The sequence below is a fragment of the Paractinoplanes rishiriensis genome (genome assembly GCF_016862375.1).
Classification (GTDB): domain Bacteria; phylum Actinomycetota; class Actinomycetes; order Mycobacteriales; family Micromonosporaceae; genus Actinoplanes; species Actinoplanes rishiriensis.
Genome location: NZ_BOMV01000001.1, coordinates 60,441 through 78,353, shown reverse-complemented (window position 1 = coordinate 78,353; position 17,913 = coordinate 60,441). Strand labels below are relative to the sequence as shown.

The 17,913-nt window shown below is 71.6% G+C and carries 21 protein-coding genes; 17 read left to right on the top strand and 4 right to left on the bottom strand.

The window, feature by feature from the left end; all coding sequences use genetic code 11:
* Positions 1-19 precede the first annotated feature (19 nt).
* Genes ribD through ribH form a run of 4 tightly spaced genes read left to right on the top strand, consistent with a single transcriptional unit; the run spans position 20 to position 3,417 of the window.
* Positions 20-1,090, top strand: a complete 1,071-nt coding sequence (ribD, locus tag Ari01nite_RS00360; RefSeq protein WP_203778375.1) for a bifunctional diaminohydroxyphosphoribosylaminopyrimidine deaminase/5-amino-6-(5-phosphoribosylamino)uracil reductase RibD — start codon at positions 20-22, stop codon at positions 1,088-1,090.
* The gene (locus Ari01nite_RS00355; protein WP_203778374.1) at positions 1,090-1,689 is read left to right on the top strand and encodes a riboflavin synthase; all 600 of its coding nucleotides are present in this window, start codon (positions 1,090-1,092) and stop codon (positions 1,687-1,689) included. Before ribD ends, Ari01nite_RS00355 begins: the two co-directional genes overlap by 1 nt.
* A complete protein-coding gene (locus Ari01nite_RS00350) occupies positions 1,682-2,887 on the top strand; it encodes a bifunctional 3,4-dihydroxy-2-butanone-4-phosphate synthase/GTP cyclohydrolase II (RefSeq protein WP_203778373.1) in 1,206 nt (401 codons plus the stop codon). Before Ari01nite_RS00355 ends, Ari01nite_RS00350 begins: the two co-directional genes overlap by 8 nt.
* Before the next feature lie 53 nt (positions 2,888-2,940).
* Entirely contained in the window at positions 2,941-3,417 is a 477-nt protein-coding gene (ribH, locus tag Ari01nite_RS00345; protein ID WP_203778372.1) for a 6,7-dimethyl-8-ribityllumazine synthase, read from the top strand.
* A gap of 53 nt (positions 3,418-3,470) precedes the next feature.
* On the opposite strand, the gene Ari01nite_RS00340 is transcribed toward ribH, so the two are convergent.
* The 4 genes from Ari01nite_RS00340 to Ari01nite_RS00325 form a co-directional block, all read right to left on the bottom strand.
* Positions 3,471-4,226 (bottom strand): hypothetical protein, encoded by a 756-nt coding sequence (locus Ari01nite_RS00340; protein ID WP_203778371.1) that lies wholly within the window; start codon positions 4,224-4,226, stop codon positions 3,471-3,473.
* Between the two features lie 129 nt (positions 4,227-4,355).
* On the bottom strand, positions 4,356-5,096 hold the full coding sequence (locus Ari01nite_RS00335; RefSeq protein WP_203778650.1) for an amino acid ABC transporter ATP-binding protein: 741 nt from the start codon (positions 5,094-5,096) through the stop codon (positions 4,356-4,358).
* The gene (locus Ari01nite_RS00330; protein ID WP_203778370.1) at positions 5,096-5,941 is read right to left on the bottom strand and encodes an amino acid ABC transporter permease; all 846 of its coding nucleotides are present in this window, start codon (positions 5,939-5,941) and stop codon (positions 5,096-5,098) included. Before Ari01nite_RS00330 ends, Ari01nite_RS00335 begins: the two co-directional genes overlap by 1 nt.
* Positions 5,938-6,810 (bottom strand): ABC transporter substrate-binding protein, encoded by an 873-nt coding sequence (locus tag Ari01nite_RS00325; protein WP_203778369.1) that lies wholly within the window; start codon positions 6,808-6,810, stop codon positions 5,938-5,940. Before Ari01nite_RS00325 ends, Ari01nite_RS00330 begins: the two co-directional genes overlap by 4 nt.
* Before the next feature lie 76 nt (positions 6,811-6,886).
* Between Ari01nite_RS00325 and Ari01nite_RS00320 the strand changes: the two genes are divergently transcribed.
* From Ari01nite_RS00320 to Ari01nite_RS00260, 13 genes are all read left to right on the top strand, one after another.
* Entirely contained in the window at positions 6,887-7,150 is a 264-nt protein-coding gene (locus Ari01nite_RS00320) for a phosphoribosyl-ATP diphosphatase (protein WP_203778368.1), read from the top strand.
* A gap of 49 nt (positions 7,151-7,199) precedes the next feature.
* The gene (hisG, locus tag Ari01nite_RS00315) at positions 7,200-8,042 is read left to right on the top strand and encodes an ATP phosphoribosyltransferase (protein WP_203778367.1); all 843 of its coding nucleotides are present in this window, start codon (positions 7,200-7,202) and stop codon (positions 8,040-8,042) included.
* A 4-nt stretch (positions 8,043-8,046) separates the two neighbouring features.
* Positions 8,047-8,499 (top strand): PH domain-containing protein, encoded by a 453-nt coding sequence (locus Ari01nite_RS00310; RefSeq protein ID WP_203778366.1) that lies wholly within the window; start codon positions 8,047-8,049, stop codon positions 8,497-8,499.
* Positions 8,500-8,835: 336 nt separating this feature from the next.
* Positions 8,836-9,462, top strand: coding sequence for a translation initiation factor IF-3 (gene infC, locus Ari01nite_RS00305; RefSeq protein WP_203778648.1), 627 nt, complete (start codon positions 8,836-8,838; stop codon positions 9,460-9,462).
* 55 nt (positions 9,463-9,517) lie between these two features.
* Positions 9,518-9,712 (top strand): 50S ribosomal protein L35, encoded by a 195-nt coding sequence (rpmI, locus tag Ari01nite_RS00300; RefSeq protein ID WP_203778365.1) that lies wholly within the window; start codon positions 9,518-9,520, stop codon positions 9,710-9,712.
* A 39-nt stretch (positions 9,713-9,751) separates the two neighbouring features.
* Positions 9,752-10,144: a 50S ribosomal protein L20 gene (rplT, locus tag Ari01nite_RS00295; protein WP_203778364.1), complete on the top strand. Its 393-nt coding sequence runs from the start codon at positions 9,752-9,754 to the stop codon at positions 10,142-10,144.
* Positions 10,145-10,424: 280 nt separating this feature from the next.
* A complete protein-coding gene (locus Ari01nite_RS00290; protein ID WP_203778363.1) occupies positions 10,425-11,201 on the top strand; it encodes a TrmH family RNA methyltransferase in 777 nt (258 codons plus the stop codon).
* Positions 11,198-12,211, top strand: a complete 1,014-nt coding sequence (locus Ari01nite_RS00285) for an alcohol dehydrogenase catalytic domain-containing protein (RefSeq protein ID WP_203778362.1) — start codon at positions 11,198-11,200, stop codon at positions 12,209-12,211. The genes Ari01nite_RS00290 and Ari01nite_RS00285 overlap by 4 nt, the downstream gene beginning before the upstream one ends.
* A 166-nt stretch (positions 12,212-12,377) precedes the next feature.
* A complete protein-coding gene (locus Ari01nite_RS00280) occupies positions 12,378-13,439 on the top strand; it encodes a phenylalanine--tRNA ligase subunit alpha (protein WP_203778361.1) in 1,062 nt (353 codons plus the stop codon).
* A 40-nt stretch (positions 13,440-13,479) separates the two neighbouring features.
* A complete protein-coding gene (gene pheT / locus Ari01nite_RS00275; RefSeq protein WP_203778360.1) occupies positions 13,480-15,957 on the top strand; it encodes a phenylalanine--tRNA ligase subunit beta in 2,478 nt (825 codons plus the stop codon).
* A gap of 117 nt (positions 15,958-16,074) precedes the next feature.
* The gene (locus tag Ari01nite_RS00270; protein WP_239162367.1) at positions 16,075-16,821 is read left to right on the top strand and encodes an SDR family oxidoreductase; all 747 of its coding nucleotides are present in this window, start codon (positions 16,075-16,077) and stop codon (positions 16,819-16,821) included.
* Positions 16,821-17,153, top strand: a complete 333-nt coding sequence (locus Ari01nite_RS00265; RefSeq protein WP_203778359.1) for a hypothetical protein — start codon at positions 16,821-16,823, stop codon at positions 17,151-17,153. Before Ari01nite_RS00270 ends, Ari01nite_RS00265 begins: the two co-directional genes overlap by 1 nt.
* A gap of 9 nt (positions 17,154-17,162) precedes the next feature.
* A complete protein-coding gene (locus Ari01nite_RS00260; protein ID WP_203778358.1) occupies positions 17,163-17,912 on the top strand; it encodes an SAM-dependent chlorinase/fluorinase in 750 nt (249 codons plus the stop codon).
* Position 17,913: the final 1 nt, after the last annotated feature.

Here is a 17,913-nt window from a genome sequence, read left to right as displayed (position 1 = left end):
GTGCGAGAGGAAGACGCGGATGGTGACCGAGGACGAGGCGATGCGCCGCGCAATTGCGCTCGCCGCCCGGGGCCTCGGCACGACCAGCCCCAATCCGGTGGTGGGCTGCCTGCTGCTCGATGTCGAGGGCGAGGTGGTCGGCGAGGGCTTTCACGCGTACGCGGGTGGGCCGCACGCCGAGATCGTCGCGCTGGCCCAAGCCGGTCAGCGGGCCCGGGGCGGCACCGCGGTGGTCACCCTCGAGCCGTGCAACCACACCGGGCGTACCGGGCCGTGCAGCCACGCGCTGATCAACGCGGGGGTGCGGCGGGTGGTGATCGCGGTGGACGATCCGACGCCGGTCGCGGCCGGGGGCGCCACCACGCTGCGGGCCGCGGGGGTCAACGTCGAGACCGGGATTCGCCGCCGCGAGGCCGAGGAGGGGAACGTGGCCTGGCTGACCGCGGTGCGCCGGGGCCGCCCGTACGTGACCTGGAAATTTGCCGCCACGCTGGACGGGCGCTCGGCCGCCGCGGACGGCACCAGCCAGTGGATCACCTCGGCGCCGGCCCGGTCGGACGTGCACCTGCTGCGCGGCACCATGGACGCGATCATGGTGGGCGTGGGCACGGTGATCGCGGACGACCCGCAACTGACCGTGCGCGACCTGCGGGACGGCACGCTCGCCATCAAGCAGCCGCTGCGGGTCGTGGTCGACTCGTACGGGCGTACCCCCGAAAAAGCGCGAGTGAACGACGTGGCCGCACCCACCTGGATCGTGACCAACCGCGAGGTCGGCGCCGGGCCGGATGGCCGCGTCGACCTGAACGCGCTGCTCGGCGCGCTGTTCGGCCGGGGGATCCGGTCGGTGCTGCTGGAGGGCGGGCCGACGCTGGCCGGCTCCTTCCTGGCGGCGGGGCTGGTCGATCAGGTGATCGGCTACGTGGCGCCGAAGCTGCTGGGCGCCGGCAAGACCGCCCTGGTCGACGCGGGCGTGGGCACGATCGGCGACGCGTTCGAACTCGATCTCACCGACATCGCGCAGATCGGCCCCGACCTGCGCTTCACCGCGTCGCTCCGGCAGAAGCCATCCGACCAGAAGGAGCCCTGATGTTCACCGGCATCATCGAGGAACTGGGCGAGGTTGTGCGCCTCACCGACGGGGGCGGCGACTCGGCCGTCATCGCGGTCCGCGGGCCCGTCGTCACCTCCGACGCCCGGCACGGCGACTCGATCGCGGTCAACGGCGTCTGTCTCACCGTGATCGACAACGTCGGCGGGGTGTTCACGGCCGACGTGATGGGCGAGACGCTACGCCGGTCGTCGTTGCGCACGCTGCGGGCCGGCAGCCAGGTCAACCTGGAACGCGCCGCCGCCCTGGGCAGCCGGCTCGGCGGGCACCTGGTGCAGGGGCACGTGGACGGGGTCGCCGAGATCACCGGCCGGGAGCCGGCCGACGAGTGGGAGGTGGTGCGGTTCTCGCTGCCGCCGGCCCTCGCGAAATACGTGGTGGAGAAGGGCTCGATCACCGTGGACGGGGTGTCGCTGACCGTGATGGCGGTCGATGACGCGTCGTTCCGCATCGGGATGATCCCCACCACCGCGAAGCTGACCGTCCTGGGCTCGAAAGCCGTCGGCGACCCGGTGAACCTCGAGGTCGACGTGATCGCCAAGTACGTGGAGAAGATGCTGGGAGCGCGCCATGTTTGAGGACATCGAAAGGGCGATCGCGGACATCGCCGCCGGCCGGCCGGTGATCGTGGTCGACGACGAGGATCGCGAGAACGAGGGTGACCTGATCTTCGCGGCCGAGAAGGCGACCCCCGAACTGGTCGCGTTCATGGTCCGCTACACGTCGGGCTACATCTGCGCGCCGATCACCGAGGAGGAGGCCGACCGCCTCGACCTGCCGCCGATGTACCACACCAACCAGGACCGGCGAGGGACCGCGTACGCCGTGGCGGTGGACGCCAGCGAGGGCGTGAGCACCGGCATCTCGGCCGCCGACCGGGCCCGCACGCTGCGGCTGCTGGCCGGCGCCGACACCCGGCCCACCGACCTGACCCGTCCCGGCCACGTGGTGCCGCTGCGCGCCAAGGCCGGCGGGGTGCTGCGCCGCCCGGGCCACACCGAGGCCGCCATCGACCTGGCCGAGCTGGCCGGGCTGCGTCCCGCCGGGGTGCTGTGCGAGATGGTCAACGACGACGGCACCATGCAGCGCCGCCCCGACCTGGAGAAGTTCGCGATCGAGCACGACCTGGCGCTGATCACCATCGCCGACCTGGTGGCCTACCGGCGGGAGCGGGAGCGCCAGGTGGTGCGGGTGGTGGAGACCAAGCTGCCGACCGAGCACGGCGACTTCACCGCGGTCGGCTACCGCGCCGAGGTCGACGGGGCGGAGCACGTGGCGCTGGTCTTCGGCGACCTGGGCGACGGCGCGGACGTGCTGGTGCGGGTGCACTCCGAGTGCCTGACCGGCGACGTGTTCGGCTCGAAGCGCTGCGACTGCGGCCCGCAGCTGGACGCCGCCCTGCACCGGGTGGCCGAGGCCGGGCGCGGGGTGGTGCTCTACATGCGCGGGCACGAGGGCCGGGGGATCGGACTGCTGCACAAGCTGCAGGCGTACCAGCTTCAGGACCGCGGCTTCGACACGGTGGACGCGAACCTCGAGCTGGGGCTGCCGGCGGATGCCCGGGACTACGGCACCGGCGCGCAGATCCTGTACGACCTGGGCGTGCGCTCGATGCGGCTGCTCACCAACAACCCGGCGAAGCGGGCGGGCCTGCTGGGCTACGGCCTGACGATCACCGGACGGGAGGCGCTGCCGGTGCGACTGTTCCCCGAAAACGTGCGTTACCTGCGCACCAAGCGGGACCGGATGGGCCACCTGTTCGAGGCCCTCGGCTAACCGCCAGACATTCAGCCGGTAAACGAGGAAAATGCAGGAAAAAGGGGGCAGTGATGGCTGGCTTTGGTGACCCGCACATGCAGACCGTCGACGCCGCGGGCCTGCGGCTGGGCATCGTCGGCGCGCGCTGGCACGCCGACCTGGTCGACCACATCATCGAACGGTCGAAGGCCGCGGCCGAGGCCTGCGGCGTGACCGACGTGGTGGTGACCAGGGTGGCCGGCACGGTCGAGTTGCCCGTGGTGGCGCAGGCACTGGCCCAGCGCTGCGACGCGGTGGTGGCGATCGGCGTCGTGATCAAGGGCGAAACAGCGCATTTCGAGTACGTGTGCGACTCCGTGACCGCGGGTCTGACCCGGGTGGCCCTGGACGAGCGCACCCCGGTGGCGCACGGCGTGCTCACCGTGCAGAGCCTCGGCCAGGCCCGCGACCGCGCCGGGCTGGAGGACTCGATCGAGGACAAGGGCTGGCAGAGCACGGTGGCGGCGCTGGACGCCGCGCTGGTGCTGCGCGAGGTGGGGAAGCCCTGAGGTGAGACCCAGGCCGGCCGGCGCATCCCCCCGCAGCCAGCCGGCCCGGGGATCTATCGGGTGAGGGGAAAGACGAGCCAGGGCCGGGCGGCGAAGCAGTCACCGCCGGCACAGCCCCAGGCGCGGGCGTCGACCATCGCCGGGCCCAGCGTGAACGGCTCACCCGTCACGTCACGCTGCACGGTCACCAGCACGCGTTGCGGTACGCCGGTGCAGGTCAGGTCGGCGCTGCCCCAGCCGGTCGCCACGCGGCCGCGGTTGCCCTGGTAGAGGCCGGCGTTCTGCCGCCCGGCGAGTCCGGACGGGCAGGTCAGACGCAGTTCGACCTGGGCCGTGTCGCCGCTGCGAATGAGCGTCGCCCGGACGACCCTCGGGTCGGCGGCGGTGGGTGTGGGGGAGCCGGCGACCAGGCGGCGCTTTGTGGTGTGGCGGACCTCGATCGGCCGGTCCGCGGCGACTCGCAGGTGGGCGGTTGCGGTGGCGCTGCCGGGGCGGAAGGTGGCGCTCGGGGTCGTCGGGACCGCGTTCAGCAGCACACTCTGGGCCTGAGCGGTGCAGGTGGCCTCGGTCTCGCCGGTGGCGGTGGCCACCCGCCTGCCGGTTCGCTGGGCGAGCGTCACCGACACCGTGAAGGTGGCCGCGGGCGCGCAGAACACCATGTAGCGCAGATCGACGGCGGCGCCGAGGGTCAACACGGTGGCCGCGGTCAGCCGGAGGGCGGGTGGTGCGGTCGCGGCGGCCGGGATCGCGCCGGCGGACGCCAGCAGCGTTGCGGCCAGTGCCAGGACGATGGGCGTGCGATGGCGCACAGCATTGCCTCCCCGCTGGAGCGCAGGGCCGCCTCCCGTGTGGCGGTTCACCCCCGTGCCCGCCCGACCGACTGTGCCATCCCGCCGGGCCGCAGGCACGCGAGCGTCGGTGATCCGACCCGGCGAGGATTACAGTCGGCCGGCCTCGATGATCCGGGCCAGGAACTGGCGGGTCCGGGCTTCCACCGGGTCACCCAGGACCTGGGCCGGTGGGCCTTCCTCCAGCACCCGGCCCCGGTCCAGGAAGGCCACCCGGTCGGCCACCTGGCGGGCGAAGCCCATCTCGTGGGTGGCGATCAGCATGGTCATGCCGTCGGACTTCAGGTTGCGGATCATGGTGAGGACCTCGCCCACCAGTTCCGGGTCGAGCGCCGAGGTGACCTCGTCCAGCAGGAGCAGGCGGGGTTCGTTGACCAGGGCGCGCACGATCGCCACCCGCTGCTGCTGGCCGCCGGACAGGCGATCCGGGTACGCCTTCGCCTTGTCGGCCAGGCCCACCCGGTCCAGCCACTCGGTCGCCTGGTCGCGGGCGTCGGCGGGGGAGCGGCCGTGCACGCGTACCGGGGCCAGGGTGATGTTGTCCAGCACCGTCCTGTGCGGAAACAGGTTGTAGGACTGGAAGACGAGACCGATCTTCCGGCGTACGAGATCGGGGTTTGCCCGGGGGTCGGTGATGTCCTCGTCGTCCAGCGATATCGTGCCGTCGTCGATCTCGGTCAGCAGGTTGATACAGCGCAGCAGGGTGGACTTGCCCGAGCCGGAGGCGCCGATCAGGGCCACCACCTCGTGTTCGCCGACCGCCAGGCCCAGGTTGTCGAGGACCAGGTTGGCGCCGAAGGTCTTCCGAACGTCGTGGCAGGTGAGCAACATCACGTTCCCGCGTTCTGGCGGCGGGCGGCGCGCAGCGTGACCCAGTCGGTGATCGCGATCAGCGGGAGCGCCAGCAGGACAAAGAGGACACCTGCCACCACGTACGGCGTGAAGTTTGCGGTTTGTGCGACGCCGATCTGGGCCGCACGGATGGCGTCGATCGGGCCGGCCAGCGAGATCAGGCCCACGTCCTTCTGGAGGGCCACGGTGTCGTTGAGCAGCGGCGGAGCGACCCGGCGGACGGCCTGCGGCAGCACCACGAAGCGCATCGACTGGCGGTAGCTCAGGCCCAGCGACCGGGCCGCGGCCACCTGGCTGGGGTGCACCGACTCGATGCCGGCGCGGAACACCTCGGCCAGATAGGCGCCATAGACGATCACGATGGCCGCGCCACCGAGGACGGTCACGCTGGGCGTTCCTTGCAGGCGCAGACCGGGGATGCCGAACGCGAACAGGTAGATCACGATGATCAGCGGGAGACCGCGGAACGAGTACGTGTAGAGCGTGGCCAGCGCGCGGACCGGAAAGAACACCGGGCCGCGCAGCGTACGCAGAACCGCGATGAGCAGGCCCAGCGCGAGCGCCGCGGCCGCGCAGAAGACCAGCATCCGGATGTTGAGCCACAGTCCTTCGAGGATGGACGGCAGGAAGCGCCGCGCCACCTCGGGATCGAAGAACGATTGCCGGACCCGTTGCCAACCCGGCGCTCCGGTGACCAGCACGCCGAGAAGCGTGCCGACCACGGCGGTGGAGAGGGCCGCGAGCAAGACGGAACGGATCGCCTGCCGTTTCCGGTAGGCGATCCGTTCGCGTTGGATGTCACTCGGGCGGTGGAAATCTGTCACTGCAGTTCCGGTGCTCCCGCGGTGCCGGCCAACCAGGTCTTTTCCAGTACGGCGAGGGTGCCGTCCTGGCGCAGCTTGTCGACCGCCTGGCTGACGCAGCCGGTCAGCGGGGAGCCCTTGTCGAGCACCAGCCCGAACTGCTCGGGCACGCCCACCTGCGGCAGCTGGCCGACGATCACGCCGTTGTCCAGTTCGGCCGCGGTCATGTAGAACGCGGTCGGCAGATCCACCACGATGCCGTCCACCGTGCCGTTGACCAGCGCGGCCTTGGCGTCGTCGTTGTTGTTGTAGACCTGCGGTGTGGCGCTTGGCTTGATCAGGTCGGTGATCGCCTGGTAGCTGGTGGTGCCGACCTGGGCGCCCAGCTTGGCGGACTTGAGGTCGGCCAGTGAGGTGGCGCCGGCGATCTTCGAGCCCTTGGTGCTGATCACGGTCTGCCGGACCAGGTAGTACGGCGAGGAGAAGTCGATGGCCTTACGGCGGTCCTCGGTGATCGAGAACTGGTTGATGTCGAAGTCGAAATCCTTGGGACCGGGCGCGATCGCGTTGTTGAACGTCACAGAAACCCAGGTCACGTTCTCGGCAGGGAAGCCGAGTTGCTGGGCCACCGCGTAGGCCACGGCCGACTCGAAACCCTTGCCGTTGCTCGGCTTGTTGTCACTGAACCAGGGCCCGTAGGCGGGGTTGTCGGTGCCCACCGTGAGCTTGCCGGTCGTCTTGGTGGACAGGGTGCCAGCTGCACAAACGTCTGCGGAGGGGGAGGCGGACGTGGTCGGGGCGGCGGCCTCGTCGGCGGGGGCGCAGCCCGTGACGGCGGCGAGCAGCAAGGCCACGCCACCGACAGTGGTGAGGGTGTTTCGGCTGACCATGCGGGCAGCCTAGGCCACGTCCCAGCTGGTGGGGCCGTTCGTCGTCACACCGTAATGAGTTGTCACAATGGCGCCCGTGAAGACGTTCGAAGAGCTGTTCGCCGAGCTGCAGGAGAAGGCGGTGACCCGCCCCGAGGGCTCGTCCACCGTCGTGGCCCTGGAGCGCGGGGTCCACTTCATCGGGAAGAAGGTCGTCGAGGAGGCGGCCGAGTCCTGGATGGCCGCCGAGCACGAGGGCCCCGAGCGGGCCGCCGAGGAGATCTCCCAGCTGCTCTACCAGGCCCAGGTCCTGATGATCGCGACCGGACTGAAGCTCGAGGACGTGTATCGACATCTGTGACGTGCCCCTCTTCGCCGATTCCCCGCGATAACTCGAAGGAGCACGTCCGATGCTGCGCATCGCCGTTCCCAACAAGGGAACCCTGTCCCAGCCGGCCTCGCAGATGCTGCGCGACGCCGGTTACCGCCAGCGCACCGACCCCAAGGACCTCGTCTGCCGGGACGACGCCAACAACGTCGAGTTCTTCTACCTGCGTCCCCGCGACATCGCCACCTACGTCGGCACCGGCGACCTCGACCTGGGCATCACCGGCCGGGACCTGCTGGTCGACTCCGGAGTTCCGGCCGAAGAACTGCTCGACCTGAACTTCGCCGGCGCCACCTTCCGCTGGGCCGCGACGCCCGGCTCGATCGGCGCGGGCGAGCAGATCGGCGGACGCCGGATCGCCACCGCCTACCCGGGCGTGGTGGAGCGCTATCTGGCCGAGAAAGACCTCAAAGCAGATGTCGTACGCCTGGACGGCGCCGTCGAGAACGCGGTCCGGCTCGGTGTGGCGGACCTGATCGCGGACGTGGTCGAAACCGGGGCGACGCTGCGTCAGGCCGGTCTGGTCACGTTCGGCGACCCGCTGCTGCACTCGTCGGCCATCCTGATCGGCCGTCCGCAGGCCGCCCCGCCCGGCGCGGCCCAGTTGCTGCGCCGGCTCCAGGGTGTGCTGGTCGCCCGCAGCTACGTGATGCTGGCCTACGACGTACCGGCCTCGCTGCTCGACAACGCCACCGCGCTGACCCCGGGCATCGAGTCGCCGACCGTGTCGCCGCTGCAGCGCGAGGGCTGGGTGGCGGTCGAGGCCATGGTCAAGCGCGCCGACGTGCACCGGGTGATGGACGAGCTGTACGAGCTGGGGGCCCGGGCCATCCTGGTCACCGATATCGCGAACTGCCGGTTGTAGCCTTATGGCCGTGGAGACGACGGTGACGTACCGGCCCAAGAAGATCCGTTGGGTCGCCGGCCCGGCCGCGGCCGGTGTCCTGGTGCTGTTCACCACGATGAGCTTCGGCCTCCAGGGCTCGGCCGGGTTCGGCAACTCGGGCCAGTTCGCCCGGGGCGACCAGACCGCGATGATCGGCCTGGGCGTGCTGCTCGCGCTCGGCATCCTCGCGTTCTGCCGGCCCCGGGTGATCGCCGACGCCGAGCACATCCGGATCCGCAACGTCGTGGGCGGGTACGACCTGCCCTGGTCGGTGGTGCGGCGGGTGCGGTTCGACCGGAACTCGCCGTGGGCCCAGCTCGAGCTGCACGACGACGAACAGGTGTCGATCCACGCCCTCCAGGCGGCCGACAAGGACTACGCGGTGGAGGGCGTCCGCGCACTTCGGGCCCTGCATTCGGCGGCCGTCGACGCCTGATAGACTTTCCGGCAGTCGACCACGCCCGCGCCTCTGTTGAAGCGCGAGCGCGAAAGAGGAGCCCGCTGGTTCCCACCCCGCCGTCATTGGACGGCCGGGTCCGGTCACCCGGCTCCGGCCGATTCCCTTCGGGGGATGATCCGGGGCCCGGGGTGCGTCCTCATGGGCGCCGATGACCGGTCGAGCGGGCCCCGGCATGCGCTGCACAGCATGCGCCGGGGCCTTCTGCTTTCCCGGCATCCCGCAGCAGGGGGCGCCCGGGGCCGACCGACATTGGCACGTTCCCGCGGTCAGGTGCCGCGGGTGCGCCACATAAGCACTTTCTGAGGAGGCCCCATCAGCGTCGAACCACGCGTTAACGAACAGATCCGGGCACGTGAGGTCCGACTGGTCGGCCCCGAGGGTGAGCAGGTGGGCATCGTCCCGCTCGAGCGCGCTCTCCAGCTGGCCGCGGACGTCGACCTGGACCTGGTCGAGGTTGCTCCGATGGCGCGGCCGCCGGTGTGCAAGCTCATGGACTTCGGCAAGTTCAAGTACGAGAGCGCACTGAAGGCCCGCGAGGCGCGGCGTAACCAGCAGCAGACCGTCATCAAGGAAATGAAGCTCCGGCCGAAGATCGACCCGCACGACTACGAGACCAAGAAAGGTCACGTGGTGCGGTTCCTCAAGGCGGGCGACAAGGTCAAGGTGACGATCATGTTCCGCGGTCGTGAGCAGAGCCGCCCCGAGCTGGGTTTCCGGCTCCTGCGCCGGCTCAGCGAGGAGATCTCGGAACTGGGCTTCGTCGAGGCCAGCCCGAAGCAGGACGGCCGAAACATGATCATGGTGCTGGCCCCGCATCGGGCCACCAAGGCAGCAGCTGCTGCGACGGTCGCCGCCAACGCGCGTCCGCCGCGGGAGCCGCGCGAGGGCGATGGTGCCGAGCCGCCCGCGGCCGAAGCCACCGACACCACCGCAGAGTAGACAAGCTTTTCCGTAACGGCCCCGGCCGCGCGGAAAGATCAGAAAGAGGCTCCAAGTGCCTAAGTTCAAGCCGCACGCCGGCACGGGCAAGCGGGTGAAGGTCACCGGCTCCGGCAAGATCGTCCGGGAGCAGGCCGGTAAGCGCCACCTGCTGGAGGGCAAGGCCTCCAAGGTCACCCGCCGGATGACCGGCACGGTCGTAGTGGCCAAGGCCGACACCAAGCGAGTGAAGAAGCTGCTGGGCCGCTGACGCGCGCGCCACACACGTTCCCCTGTTAGGAGTACTGAAATGGCACGCGTCAAGCGGGCTGTAAACGCCCAGAAGAAGCGTCGTACCCTGCTCGAGACCGCGAGCGGTTACCGCGGTCAGCGCTCGCGGCTCTACCGCAAGGCCAAGGAGCAGGTGCTGCACTCGATGCAGTACGCGTACCGCGACCGCCGTGACCGCAAGGGCGACTTCCGCCAGCTGTGGATCACGCGCATCAACGCGGGCGCCCGGGCCAACGGCATGACCTACAACCGCCTCATCCAGGGCCTGCGGCTCGCGGGTGTCGAGGTGGACCGCAAGATCCTGGCCGACCTGGCCGTGAACGACGCCACCGCCTTCGCGGCCATCGTCGAGATTGCGCGTGCCGCCGTGGCGGCCGAGGGCACCGGCGGCGCTGCCGCCCAGGCTGCCTGACCCCTGCACCGTCCGAAACGGGCGCTCTCCACAAGCATGGAGGGCGCCCGTTTCGACGCCAGCGGCACCCACCCGCAGCCCACACCCACGCCGCCGCCCGGCAGGTGCAGATCTGGCGGTGCGGCCGGGACAGCGGCGCCGCAAGATCTGGAATTACGGTCGGCGGGTAGGCAGGATCTGTGGAACTAGCGCGCCACCTCGCCGCAAATCCACAACGGCCGGGGAGCCGGACTGATCAACCAGCCGGCCGAAGACCACGGAACGATCGGCGTTGCGTTTGATGACATTTACCACGCGTACTCCTCGCATTGTCGCGGCCCGGCGTTTGCAGAAGCGCAAGGACCGCGACCAGGGTGGGCGATTTCTGGCCGAAGGTCCGCAGGCGGTGCGCGAAGCGCTCGCCGCGGGGGTGGTGGTCGAGCTGTTCGGGACCGAGGCCGCACTGGTCCGGCACGGTGATCTCGCGTTGCAGGCGCCGGTTGCCTCCGCGGTCACCGAGGACGCGCTCGAAGCGCTCACCGAGACCGTGCAGCCGCAGGGGCTGGTGGCGGTGTGTGAGCAGGTCGACGTCACGCTCAGCGAGGCGCTGGCCAAGGGGCCACGGCTGGTAGCGGTGGCCGCGGAGATCCGGGACCCGGGTAACGCGGGGACGGTGCTGCGGACCGCGGACGCGGCGGGGGCCGGCGCGGTGATCTTTGCGGGGACGGCGGTCGACCCCTACAACGGCAAGTGTGTGCGGGCTTCGGCCGGGTCGCTGTTCCACGTCGACGTGGTGCGGACCGGGCTGGACGTGGTCGGCGAGCTGCGCGCGGCCGGGTTGCAGGTGCTCGCGACCAGCGGATACGGCGCCGATGACCTGGACACGCTGCTGGACGACGGTGTGTTGGCCGGGCCGACCGCGTGGCTGTTCGGGTCGGAGGCGCACGGGCTGCCGCGGGAGTTGCTGGACGCGGCCGACCGGCAGGTGCGGGTGCCGATCTACGGTGGTGCGGAGAGCCTCAACCTGGCCGCGGCGGCCGCGGTCTGTCTGTACGCGTCGGCCCGGGCGCATCGGTGAAGGCGCAGGTCTACGACGCGATCGGGGCACCACCGGAGTGGCGGGACGTGCCGGCTCCGGAGTGCCCGCCGGACGGTGCGGTGATCGCGGTGCGGGCCTCCGGGGTGTGCCGCTCGGACTGGCACGCCTGGCGCGGACATGACCCGGTGTCACTGCCGCATGTTCCGGGGCACGAGTTCGCCGGGGTGATCGCCGAGGTCGGGGCGGACGTTGGCGGGTTCGCGGTCGGTGACCGGGTGACGGCGCCGTTCGTCAACGGGTGCGGGCGGTGCGACTACTGCGTTTCGGGGGCGGCACAGGTGTGCCCTTCGCAGACGCAGCCGGGCTTCACCCATCCGGGATCATTCGCGGAATTGGTCGTGGTGCGCGCGGCGGACACGAACCTGGTCCGGCTGCCCGACGCCATCGACTTCGTGGCGGCGGCGTCGCTGGGCTGCCGGTTCGCGACCGCCTTCCGGGCGCTGCGCGGGGTGGGCGCCGGATCGACGGTGGCCGTCTTCGGCTGCGGGGGAGTGGGCCTGTCGGCCGTCATGATCGGGGTGGCGCTGGGAGCCCGGGTGCTGGCGGTGGATCCGTCACCGGCGGCGCTGGCTCTCGCCGCCGAACTGGGCGCCGAGGCGCGACCCAGCGCGGAGGCGTTCTCGTCAGCGATTGCCGGGGAGGCCGACGTGGCCATCGACGCGTTCGGGTCGGCGGGGACCGCGCTCGCGTCGGTGCGCAGCCTGCGGCGTGGAGGGCGGCACGTACAGGTCGGGCTGATGCTCGGGGACGACGCCCGGACGCCGCTGCCGTGGGATCTGGTGGTGGCACACGAACTGGAGATCCGCGGCTCGCACGGGATGGCCGCGGTGGACTACCCGCCGATGCTCGACCTCATCGTCGCGGGCCGGCTCGATCCGCGCCGGCTGGTCGGTGCCGTCATACCGCTGGAGCAGGCCGGATCCGCGCTCGCCGGGATGGACGAGCCGGTGGCGCGCGCGGGTGGCATCGTCGTCGCGGTCCACCCGTGACCGGGTATGCTGACGCCATGCCAGGTCCGAGGAAGTTGTTTAGCCGGCCCGCTGGTCGCGGGCGCCGGATCTGATCTCTGCGCGTTTCCACTCCCTGACCGGCGGGCTGCGGTAAAGCCGCGCGTCCGTACACTGCCCGATGGCTCAGTCCGGTGTGAGGGAGACAATGTCCTACCGCAACGATCCATATGACCCGAAGCAGGCTGCCCTGCTCTCGCCCGACGCGCTGGCGCAGGCCGTCGCGGACGCGGCCGAGGCGTTCCGCGCCGCCGCCGACCTGGACGCGCTCGGCGCGCTGAAGCCGGCCCACCTGGGCGACCGGGCACCGGTGTCGCTGGCCCGCCGCGAGATCGGCTCGCTGCCGCCGGCCGCCAAGTCCGACGCCGGCAAGCGGGTGAACGAGGCTCGGCAGTCCATCCAGGCCGCCTTCGACTCGCGCGCCGCCGACCTGGAACTGGAACGGGCCGCCCGGGTGCTGGTCGAGGAGCGGGTCGACGTCACCCTCCCGTGGAACCGTCGCCCGCGCGGCGCCCGGCACCCGCTGACCACGCTCATGGAGCACATGGGCGACCTGTTCGCCGGGATGGGCTACGACGTCGTGGAGGGTCCCGAGCTGGAGCTCGAGTGGGCCAACTTCGACGCGCTCAACATCGGACCCGACAACCCGGTCCGCGGCTCGATGGACACGTTCTACGTGGACCTGCCCGGCCTCGTGATGCGCACGCACACCTCGCCCGGCCAGGTGCGCACCATGCTCACCCGGCAGCCACCCATCTATGTGGTCTGCCCGGGCCGGGTCTACCGCTCGGACGAACTGGACGCCACGCACAGCCCGGTCTTCCACCAGATCGAGGGACTCGTGGTCGACGAGGGCATCACCATGGCCCACCTGCGCGGCACGCTCGACCACTTCGCCAAGGCGATGTTCGGGCCGGACGCGCGCACCCGCTGGCGGCCGCACTACTTCCCGTTCACCGAGCCGAGCGCCGAGTTCGACGTGTGGTTCGCCGAGCACCGCGACGGGCCGCGCTGGGTCGAGTGGGGCGGCTGCGGCATGGTCAACCCGCGGGTGCTGACCGCGTGTGGCATCGACCCGGACCGCTACTCCGGGTTCGCGTTCGGGATGGGCGTCGACCGCACCCTGATGTTCCGCAACGGCGTCGGCGACATGCGCGATCTCGTCGAGGGCGACGTCCGGTTCACCGCTAACTTCGGCATGTCGGCGTAGCGGAGCGGAGACGACTTATGGAAATGGTGGTCTGAGACATATGCGTACTTCGCTGTCGTGGCTGCGCGAATACGTCGAGCTGCCCGCCGGGATCACCGCCGAGGCACTCGACAACGCGCTCACCAACCTGGGCCTCGAGGTCGAGTCGATCGTCGATCAGGGTGCCGTCGTCAAGGGCGACCTGGTGGTCGGCCGGGTGCTGACCATCGAGGAGCTGACCGGGTTCAAGAAGCCGATCCGGTTCTGCCGGGTCGACGTCGGCCGGGCCGAGCCGCAGGAAATCGTCTGCGGTGCCCGCAACTTCGCCGAGGGCGACCTGGTGCCGGTGATCCTGCCCGGCGGGGAACTGCCCGGCGGCTTCCGGATCGGGGCGCGCAAGACGTACGGCCGCAACTCGAACGGCATGATCTGTTCGGCGCGCGAGCTCGGGCTGGGCGACGACCACTCCGGCATCATCGTGCTGCCGGCCGGTGCGGCGTCGCCCGGCGCGGACGCCCGTCCGGTGGTCGGCCTCGACGACGTGCTGATCGAGGTGGAGATCACCCCGGACCGGGGCTACCAGATGAGCCTGCGCGGCATCGCCCGGGAATTGTCGTACGCCTTCGACGCCGCGTACACGGACCCGGCGAAAATCGACGCACCCGGCGGAACCACCGATGTACCGCACCCGGTGACGGTCGAGGACACCGTGGGCTGCGACCGCTTCACCGCCCGGGTGGTGCGCGGCATCAACCCGGACGCGCCGTCGCCCGAGTGGATGCGGCGCCGGCTCACCGCGGCCGGGATCCGGACCATCTCGCTGCCGGTCGACATCACCAACTACCTGATGCTCGAACTCGGCCAGCCGATGCACGTGTTCGACCTCAACCGGATCAGCGGCCCGCTGGTGGTGCGCCGCTCCCGTCCCGGCGAAAAGCTGACCACCCTGGACGGCGTGGCCCGCGCGCTCGACGCCGAGGACATGGTGATCTGCGACGACACCGGCCCGATCTCGCTGGCCGCGGTGATGGGCGGCGAGACCAGCGAGTGGCAGCCGGACACGGTGGACGTGCTGCTCGAGGCCGCGCACTGGGACCCGGTGATGGTGGGCCGCACCGCCCGCCGCCACAAGCTTTTCAGCGAGGCCGCCAAGCGCTGGGAGCGCGGCGTCGACCCGAGCCTCACCCTGGCCGCGCTGGAAAGAGCAGTGCAAATCCTGACCACGTACGCGGGCGGCACGGTCGACGAGCGGATCCTCGACCTGGATTACGTACGCCCGCCCGCGGTGATCCACCTCGACCCGGCGCTGCCGGCCCAGCGGATCGGCGTGCCGTACCCGGCCGATCGCGTCGTCGACCTGCTCAGCCGGATCGGCTGCACGGTCACCGGCGTCGCACCGTTCGAGGTCACCCCGCCGACCTGGCGGCCCGACCTGCTCGCGCCGATCGACCTGGTCGAGGAGGTGGCCCGGCTCGGCGGTTACAACGACATCCCCAGCCTGCTGCCGCCGGCCCGTGGTGGCAGCGGCATCACGGCCGCACAGCGCCGCCGCCGCACGGTCGGCCGCGCGCTGGCCGAGAACGGCTGGACCGAGGTGCTGTCCTACCCGTTCGTGACGCCCGGCGTGGCCGACCTGCTCGGCTACCCGCCGGACGACGAGCGCCGCAGCGCGGTTCGGCTGACCAACCCGCTCTCCGAGGAGGAGCCGCTGCTGCGCACGTCGCTGCTGCCGCCGCTGCTCGCCACGCTGAAGCGCAACCTGAGCCGGGGCCGGCGCGACCTGGCGCTGTACGAGATCGGCACGGTCTTCCAGCCCCGGCTCGCGGCCGCCCCGCCGCCGGCCATGGGCGTCGACCGCCGCCCGGCCGACGAGGACTGGTCGACCGCGAACGCGTTCGTGCCGAGCCAGCCGTGGCATCTGGCGGTGGCGGTCACCGGCGAGCTCGAGCCGTCCGGCTGGTGGGGTCCCGGTCGCGCGGCCACCTGGGCGGACGCGGTCGAGGCGGCCCGGATCGCACTGTCCGCGGCCGGCATCTCGGCCGACCGGGTCACGGTGGCGGCGGCCGAGCGGGCGCCGTGGCACCCCGGCCGGTGCGCGGCGGTCGCGGTGGACGATGCGGTGATCGGGTACGCGGGCGAGTTGCACCCGGCGGTCGTGTCCGCGCTCGAACTGCCCAAGCGCACCAGCGTCCTGGAACTCGACCTGAACGTGATCCCGGACGCACCCGTGGTCCAGGGCCGCCGGATCTCGGCCTTTCCACCGGCGCTGATCGACGTGGCGCTGGTGCTCGACCGCACGGTCCCGGCGGCCGAGGTGGAGAGGGCGCTCACCCAGGGCGCGGGCGAGCTGCTGGAGTCGGTCGCGCTTTTTGACGTGTACGAGGCGGAGCAGTTGGGCGAGGGCAAGAAGTCCCTGGCCTACAAGCTGACCTTCCGCGCCCCGGACCGCACGCTGACCTCGGACGAGGCCCTGGCAGCACGCGACGCGGCGGTGTCCGCGGTGGCGTCCCGCTTCGGCGCCGCACTGCGCGGCGCATAGTCTGGAAGCCGGCCGGCCCGCGGCGCTCCGCGGGCCGGCCCCGGTCAGCCGGTGCGCCGGCCCACTGCGGACTAGGGAAGCCCCAGCCTGCCACGGATCAAGGGGTACGGTCGGCGGGTGACGATTACGGGCAGTGCCCTGGTGACCGGGGCCTCGCGGGGGCTGGGTGCGCACATCTGCCGGCGGCTGGCGGCGGACGGGTGGCCGGTGGCGGTCAACTACCGGTCCGACCCGGACGGAGCCGCTCAGGTGGTGGCCGGCATCACCGCGGAGGGTGGCCGGGCGGCCGCGTTCCGGGCCGATGTGACCGACGAGGACGAGGTACGCGACCTGGCCGCCGCGGTCGAGGCCGAGCTGGGGCCGGTGCAGGCGGTCGTCGCGAACGCCACCGGGCCGCAGCCCAAGATCGCCGCCGACGAGGTGACCTGGGAGCAGCATCTCGACCAGCTGGTGTTCTTCGTCAAGAGCCCGACGCTGCTGATGCGGGCCACGCTGCCGCACATGCGCCGGCTGGGCGGCGGGCGGTTCGTCCACATCGGCACCGACTCGTTCGAGCGGGCGCTGCCCGGCGCCTCGGCCTACAACGCGGCCAAGGGTGCCCAGATCGGGCTGGCCCGCACCTGGGCGCGCGAGCTGGGCCGGTACGGCGTGACCGTGAACATCGTGGCGCCGGGCTGGATCCCGGTGGAGCGGCACGGCACGATCACCGCCGAGAACAGCGGCGACTACCTGGCCGACATCCCGCTGCGCCGGATGGGCACCCCGGAGGAGGTGGCCGACGTGGTCGCCTTCGTGGCCTCGGACGCCGCCCGGTTCGTGACCGGCGAGCGGATCACCGTCAACGGCGGGCATACCATCGACTGATGCGACTGGCGTACGCCCATGACGCGGTGCTGGAGATGCCCGCCGGCGCCGACGAGCGCGCCCCGGGCGGTGCGATCACCACGGCGCTGTGCGGGCACTGGGAGCACGAGCCGCCCTGCCCGCTCGCCCCGCACGCCACCGCCGCCACCCGCGACGGCGGCACGGTGCGACTGCGGATCCTGTACGCGACCGAGCCGCACCGGGTCGCCGAGGTGCGCCGCCGGATCGGCGCGGCGCTGGCCACCGGCGACTGGCAGGTGGTGACCGCGGGCTGTAGCCGGATCGAGTCGCAGGAGCGCGACCACGCCCGGCGCCTGGTCAAATCTCGCTAATCTGCGCACATGCTGCTCACGGTGGTCGCCGACTACGGCGTCGGTGACCTCGCGTTCGCCGAGGTGCGCCAGCGGTTCGCCACGCTCCTGCCGCAGGCCCAGGTGACCGACCTGCCGGTGCGCCCGTTCGACACGGTCGGTGCCGGCTTCTGCGTGGCGCAGCTCGCGCTGGGTGACGGGCCGGGCGACCGGATCGTGTACGCGAACGTGGCACCCCGCCAGGACGAGGCGGACGCCCGGACCGACAACGCGGGCGAGCCGCTGGCCGCCGCCCGGCTGGCGTCCGGCGCTCTGGTGGTGGGCGTGGCGGCCGGCGCGACCATGTCGTTCCTGGCCGGCGCGGGGGTGCCGGTCCGGGCCGTGAAGGTCGCCGACTGCGGGTCGCAGTTCCGCTCCCGGGACGTCTTCCCGGCCGCGGTCGCCGCGCTGGCCCGGGGCGACGACCTGCTCGGCGTCGAATTGGCCGTGCCGCCGGCGCCGGAGCGCGCGGTGGTCTGGACCGACGGCTACGGCAACCTCAAGACCTCCTGGCACGAGCCGCCGGCGCCGGTCGGCAGCACGGTCCGGGTGCGGATCGGCGCGGCCACCGCCGAGGCGACCGTGACCGACGGCGTGTTCGCGGTGCCGGCCGGCCGGATGTCGTTCGCGCCGGGCAGTTCCGGTTGGGGCCGCCCGTTCTACGAACTGCTGCTCCGCGGCGGGGACGCGGCCGCGCTCCTCGGGCGCCCCCCGAACGGCACCCCGGTCGACGTAATGTGAC

Coding starts and splice junctions, on each gene's coding strand:
- Ari01nite_RS00290 (WP_203778363.1), top strand. CDS start 10,425: ATGACATTTACCACGCGTACTCCTCGCATTGTCGCGGCCCGGCGTTTG.
- Ari01nite_RS00350 (WP_203778373.1), top strand. CDS start 1,682: ATGTTTGAGGACATCGAAAGGGCGATCGCGGACATCGCCGCCGGCCGG.
- hisG (WP_203778367.1), top strand. CDS start 7,200: ATGCTGCGCATCGCCGTTCCCAACAAGGGAACCCTGTCCCAGCCGGCC.
- Ari01nite_RS00310 (WP_203778366.1), top strand. CDS start 8,047: ATGGCCGTGGAGACGACGGTGACGTACCGGCCCAAGAAGATCCGTTGG.
- Ari01nite_RS00265 (WP_203778359.1), top strand. CDS start 16,821: ATGCGACTGGCGTACGCCCATGACGCGGTGCTGGAGATGCCCGCCGGC.
- Ari01nite_RS00325 (WP_203778369.1), bottom strand. CDS start 6,810: ATGGTCAGCCGAAACACCCTCACCACTGTCGGTGGCGTGGCCTTGCTG.
- ribD (WP_203778375.1), top strand. CDS start 20: ATGGTGACCGAGGACGAGGCGATGCGCCGCGCAATTGCGCTCGCCGCC.
- rplT (WP_203778364.1), top strand. CDS start 9,752: ATGGCACGCGTCAAGCGGGCTGTAAACGCCCAGAAGAAGCGTCGTACC.
- Ari01nite_RS00280 (WP_203778361.1), top strand. CDS start 12,378: ATGTCCTACCGCAACGATCCATATGACCCGAAGCAGGCTGCCCTGCTC.
- Ari01nite_RS00260 (WP_203778358.1), top strand. CDS start 17,163: ATGCTGCTCACGGTGGTCGCCGACTACGGCGTCGGTGACCTCGCGTTC.
- Ari01nite_RS00355 (WP_203778374.1), top strand. CDS start 1,090: ATGTTCACCGGCATCATCGAGGAACTGGGCGAGGTTGTGCGCCTCACC.
- pheT (WP_203778360.1), top strand. CDS start 13,480: ATGCGTACTTCGCTGTCGTGGCTGCGCGAATACGTCGAGCTGCCCGCC.
- Ari01nite_RS00335 (WP_203778650.1), bottom strand. CDS start 5,096: ATGTTGCTCACCTGCCACGACGTTCGGAAGACCTTCGGCGCCAACCTG.
- ribH (WP_203778372.1), top strand. CDS start 2,941: ATGGCTGGCTTTGGTGACCCGCACATGCAGACCGTCGACGCCGCGGGC.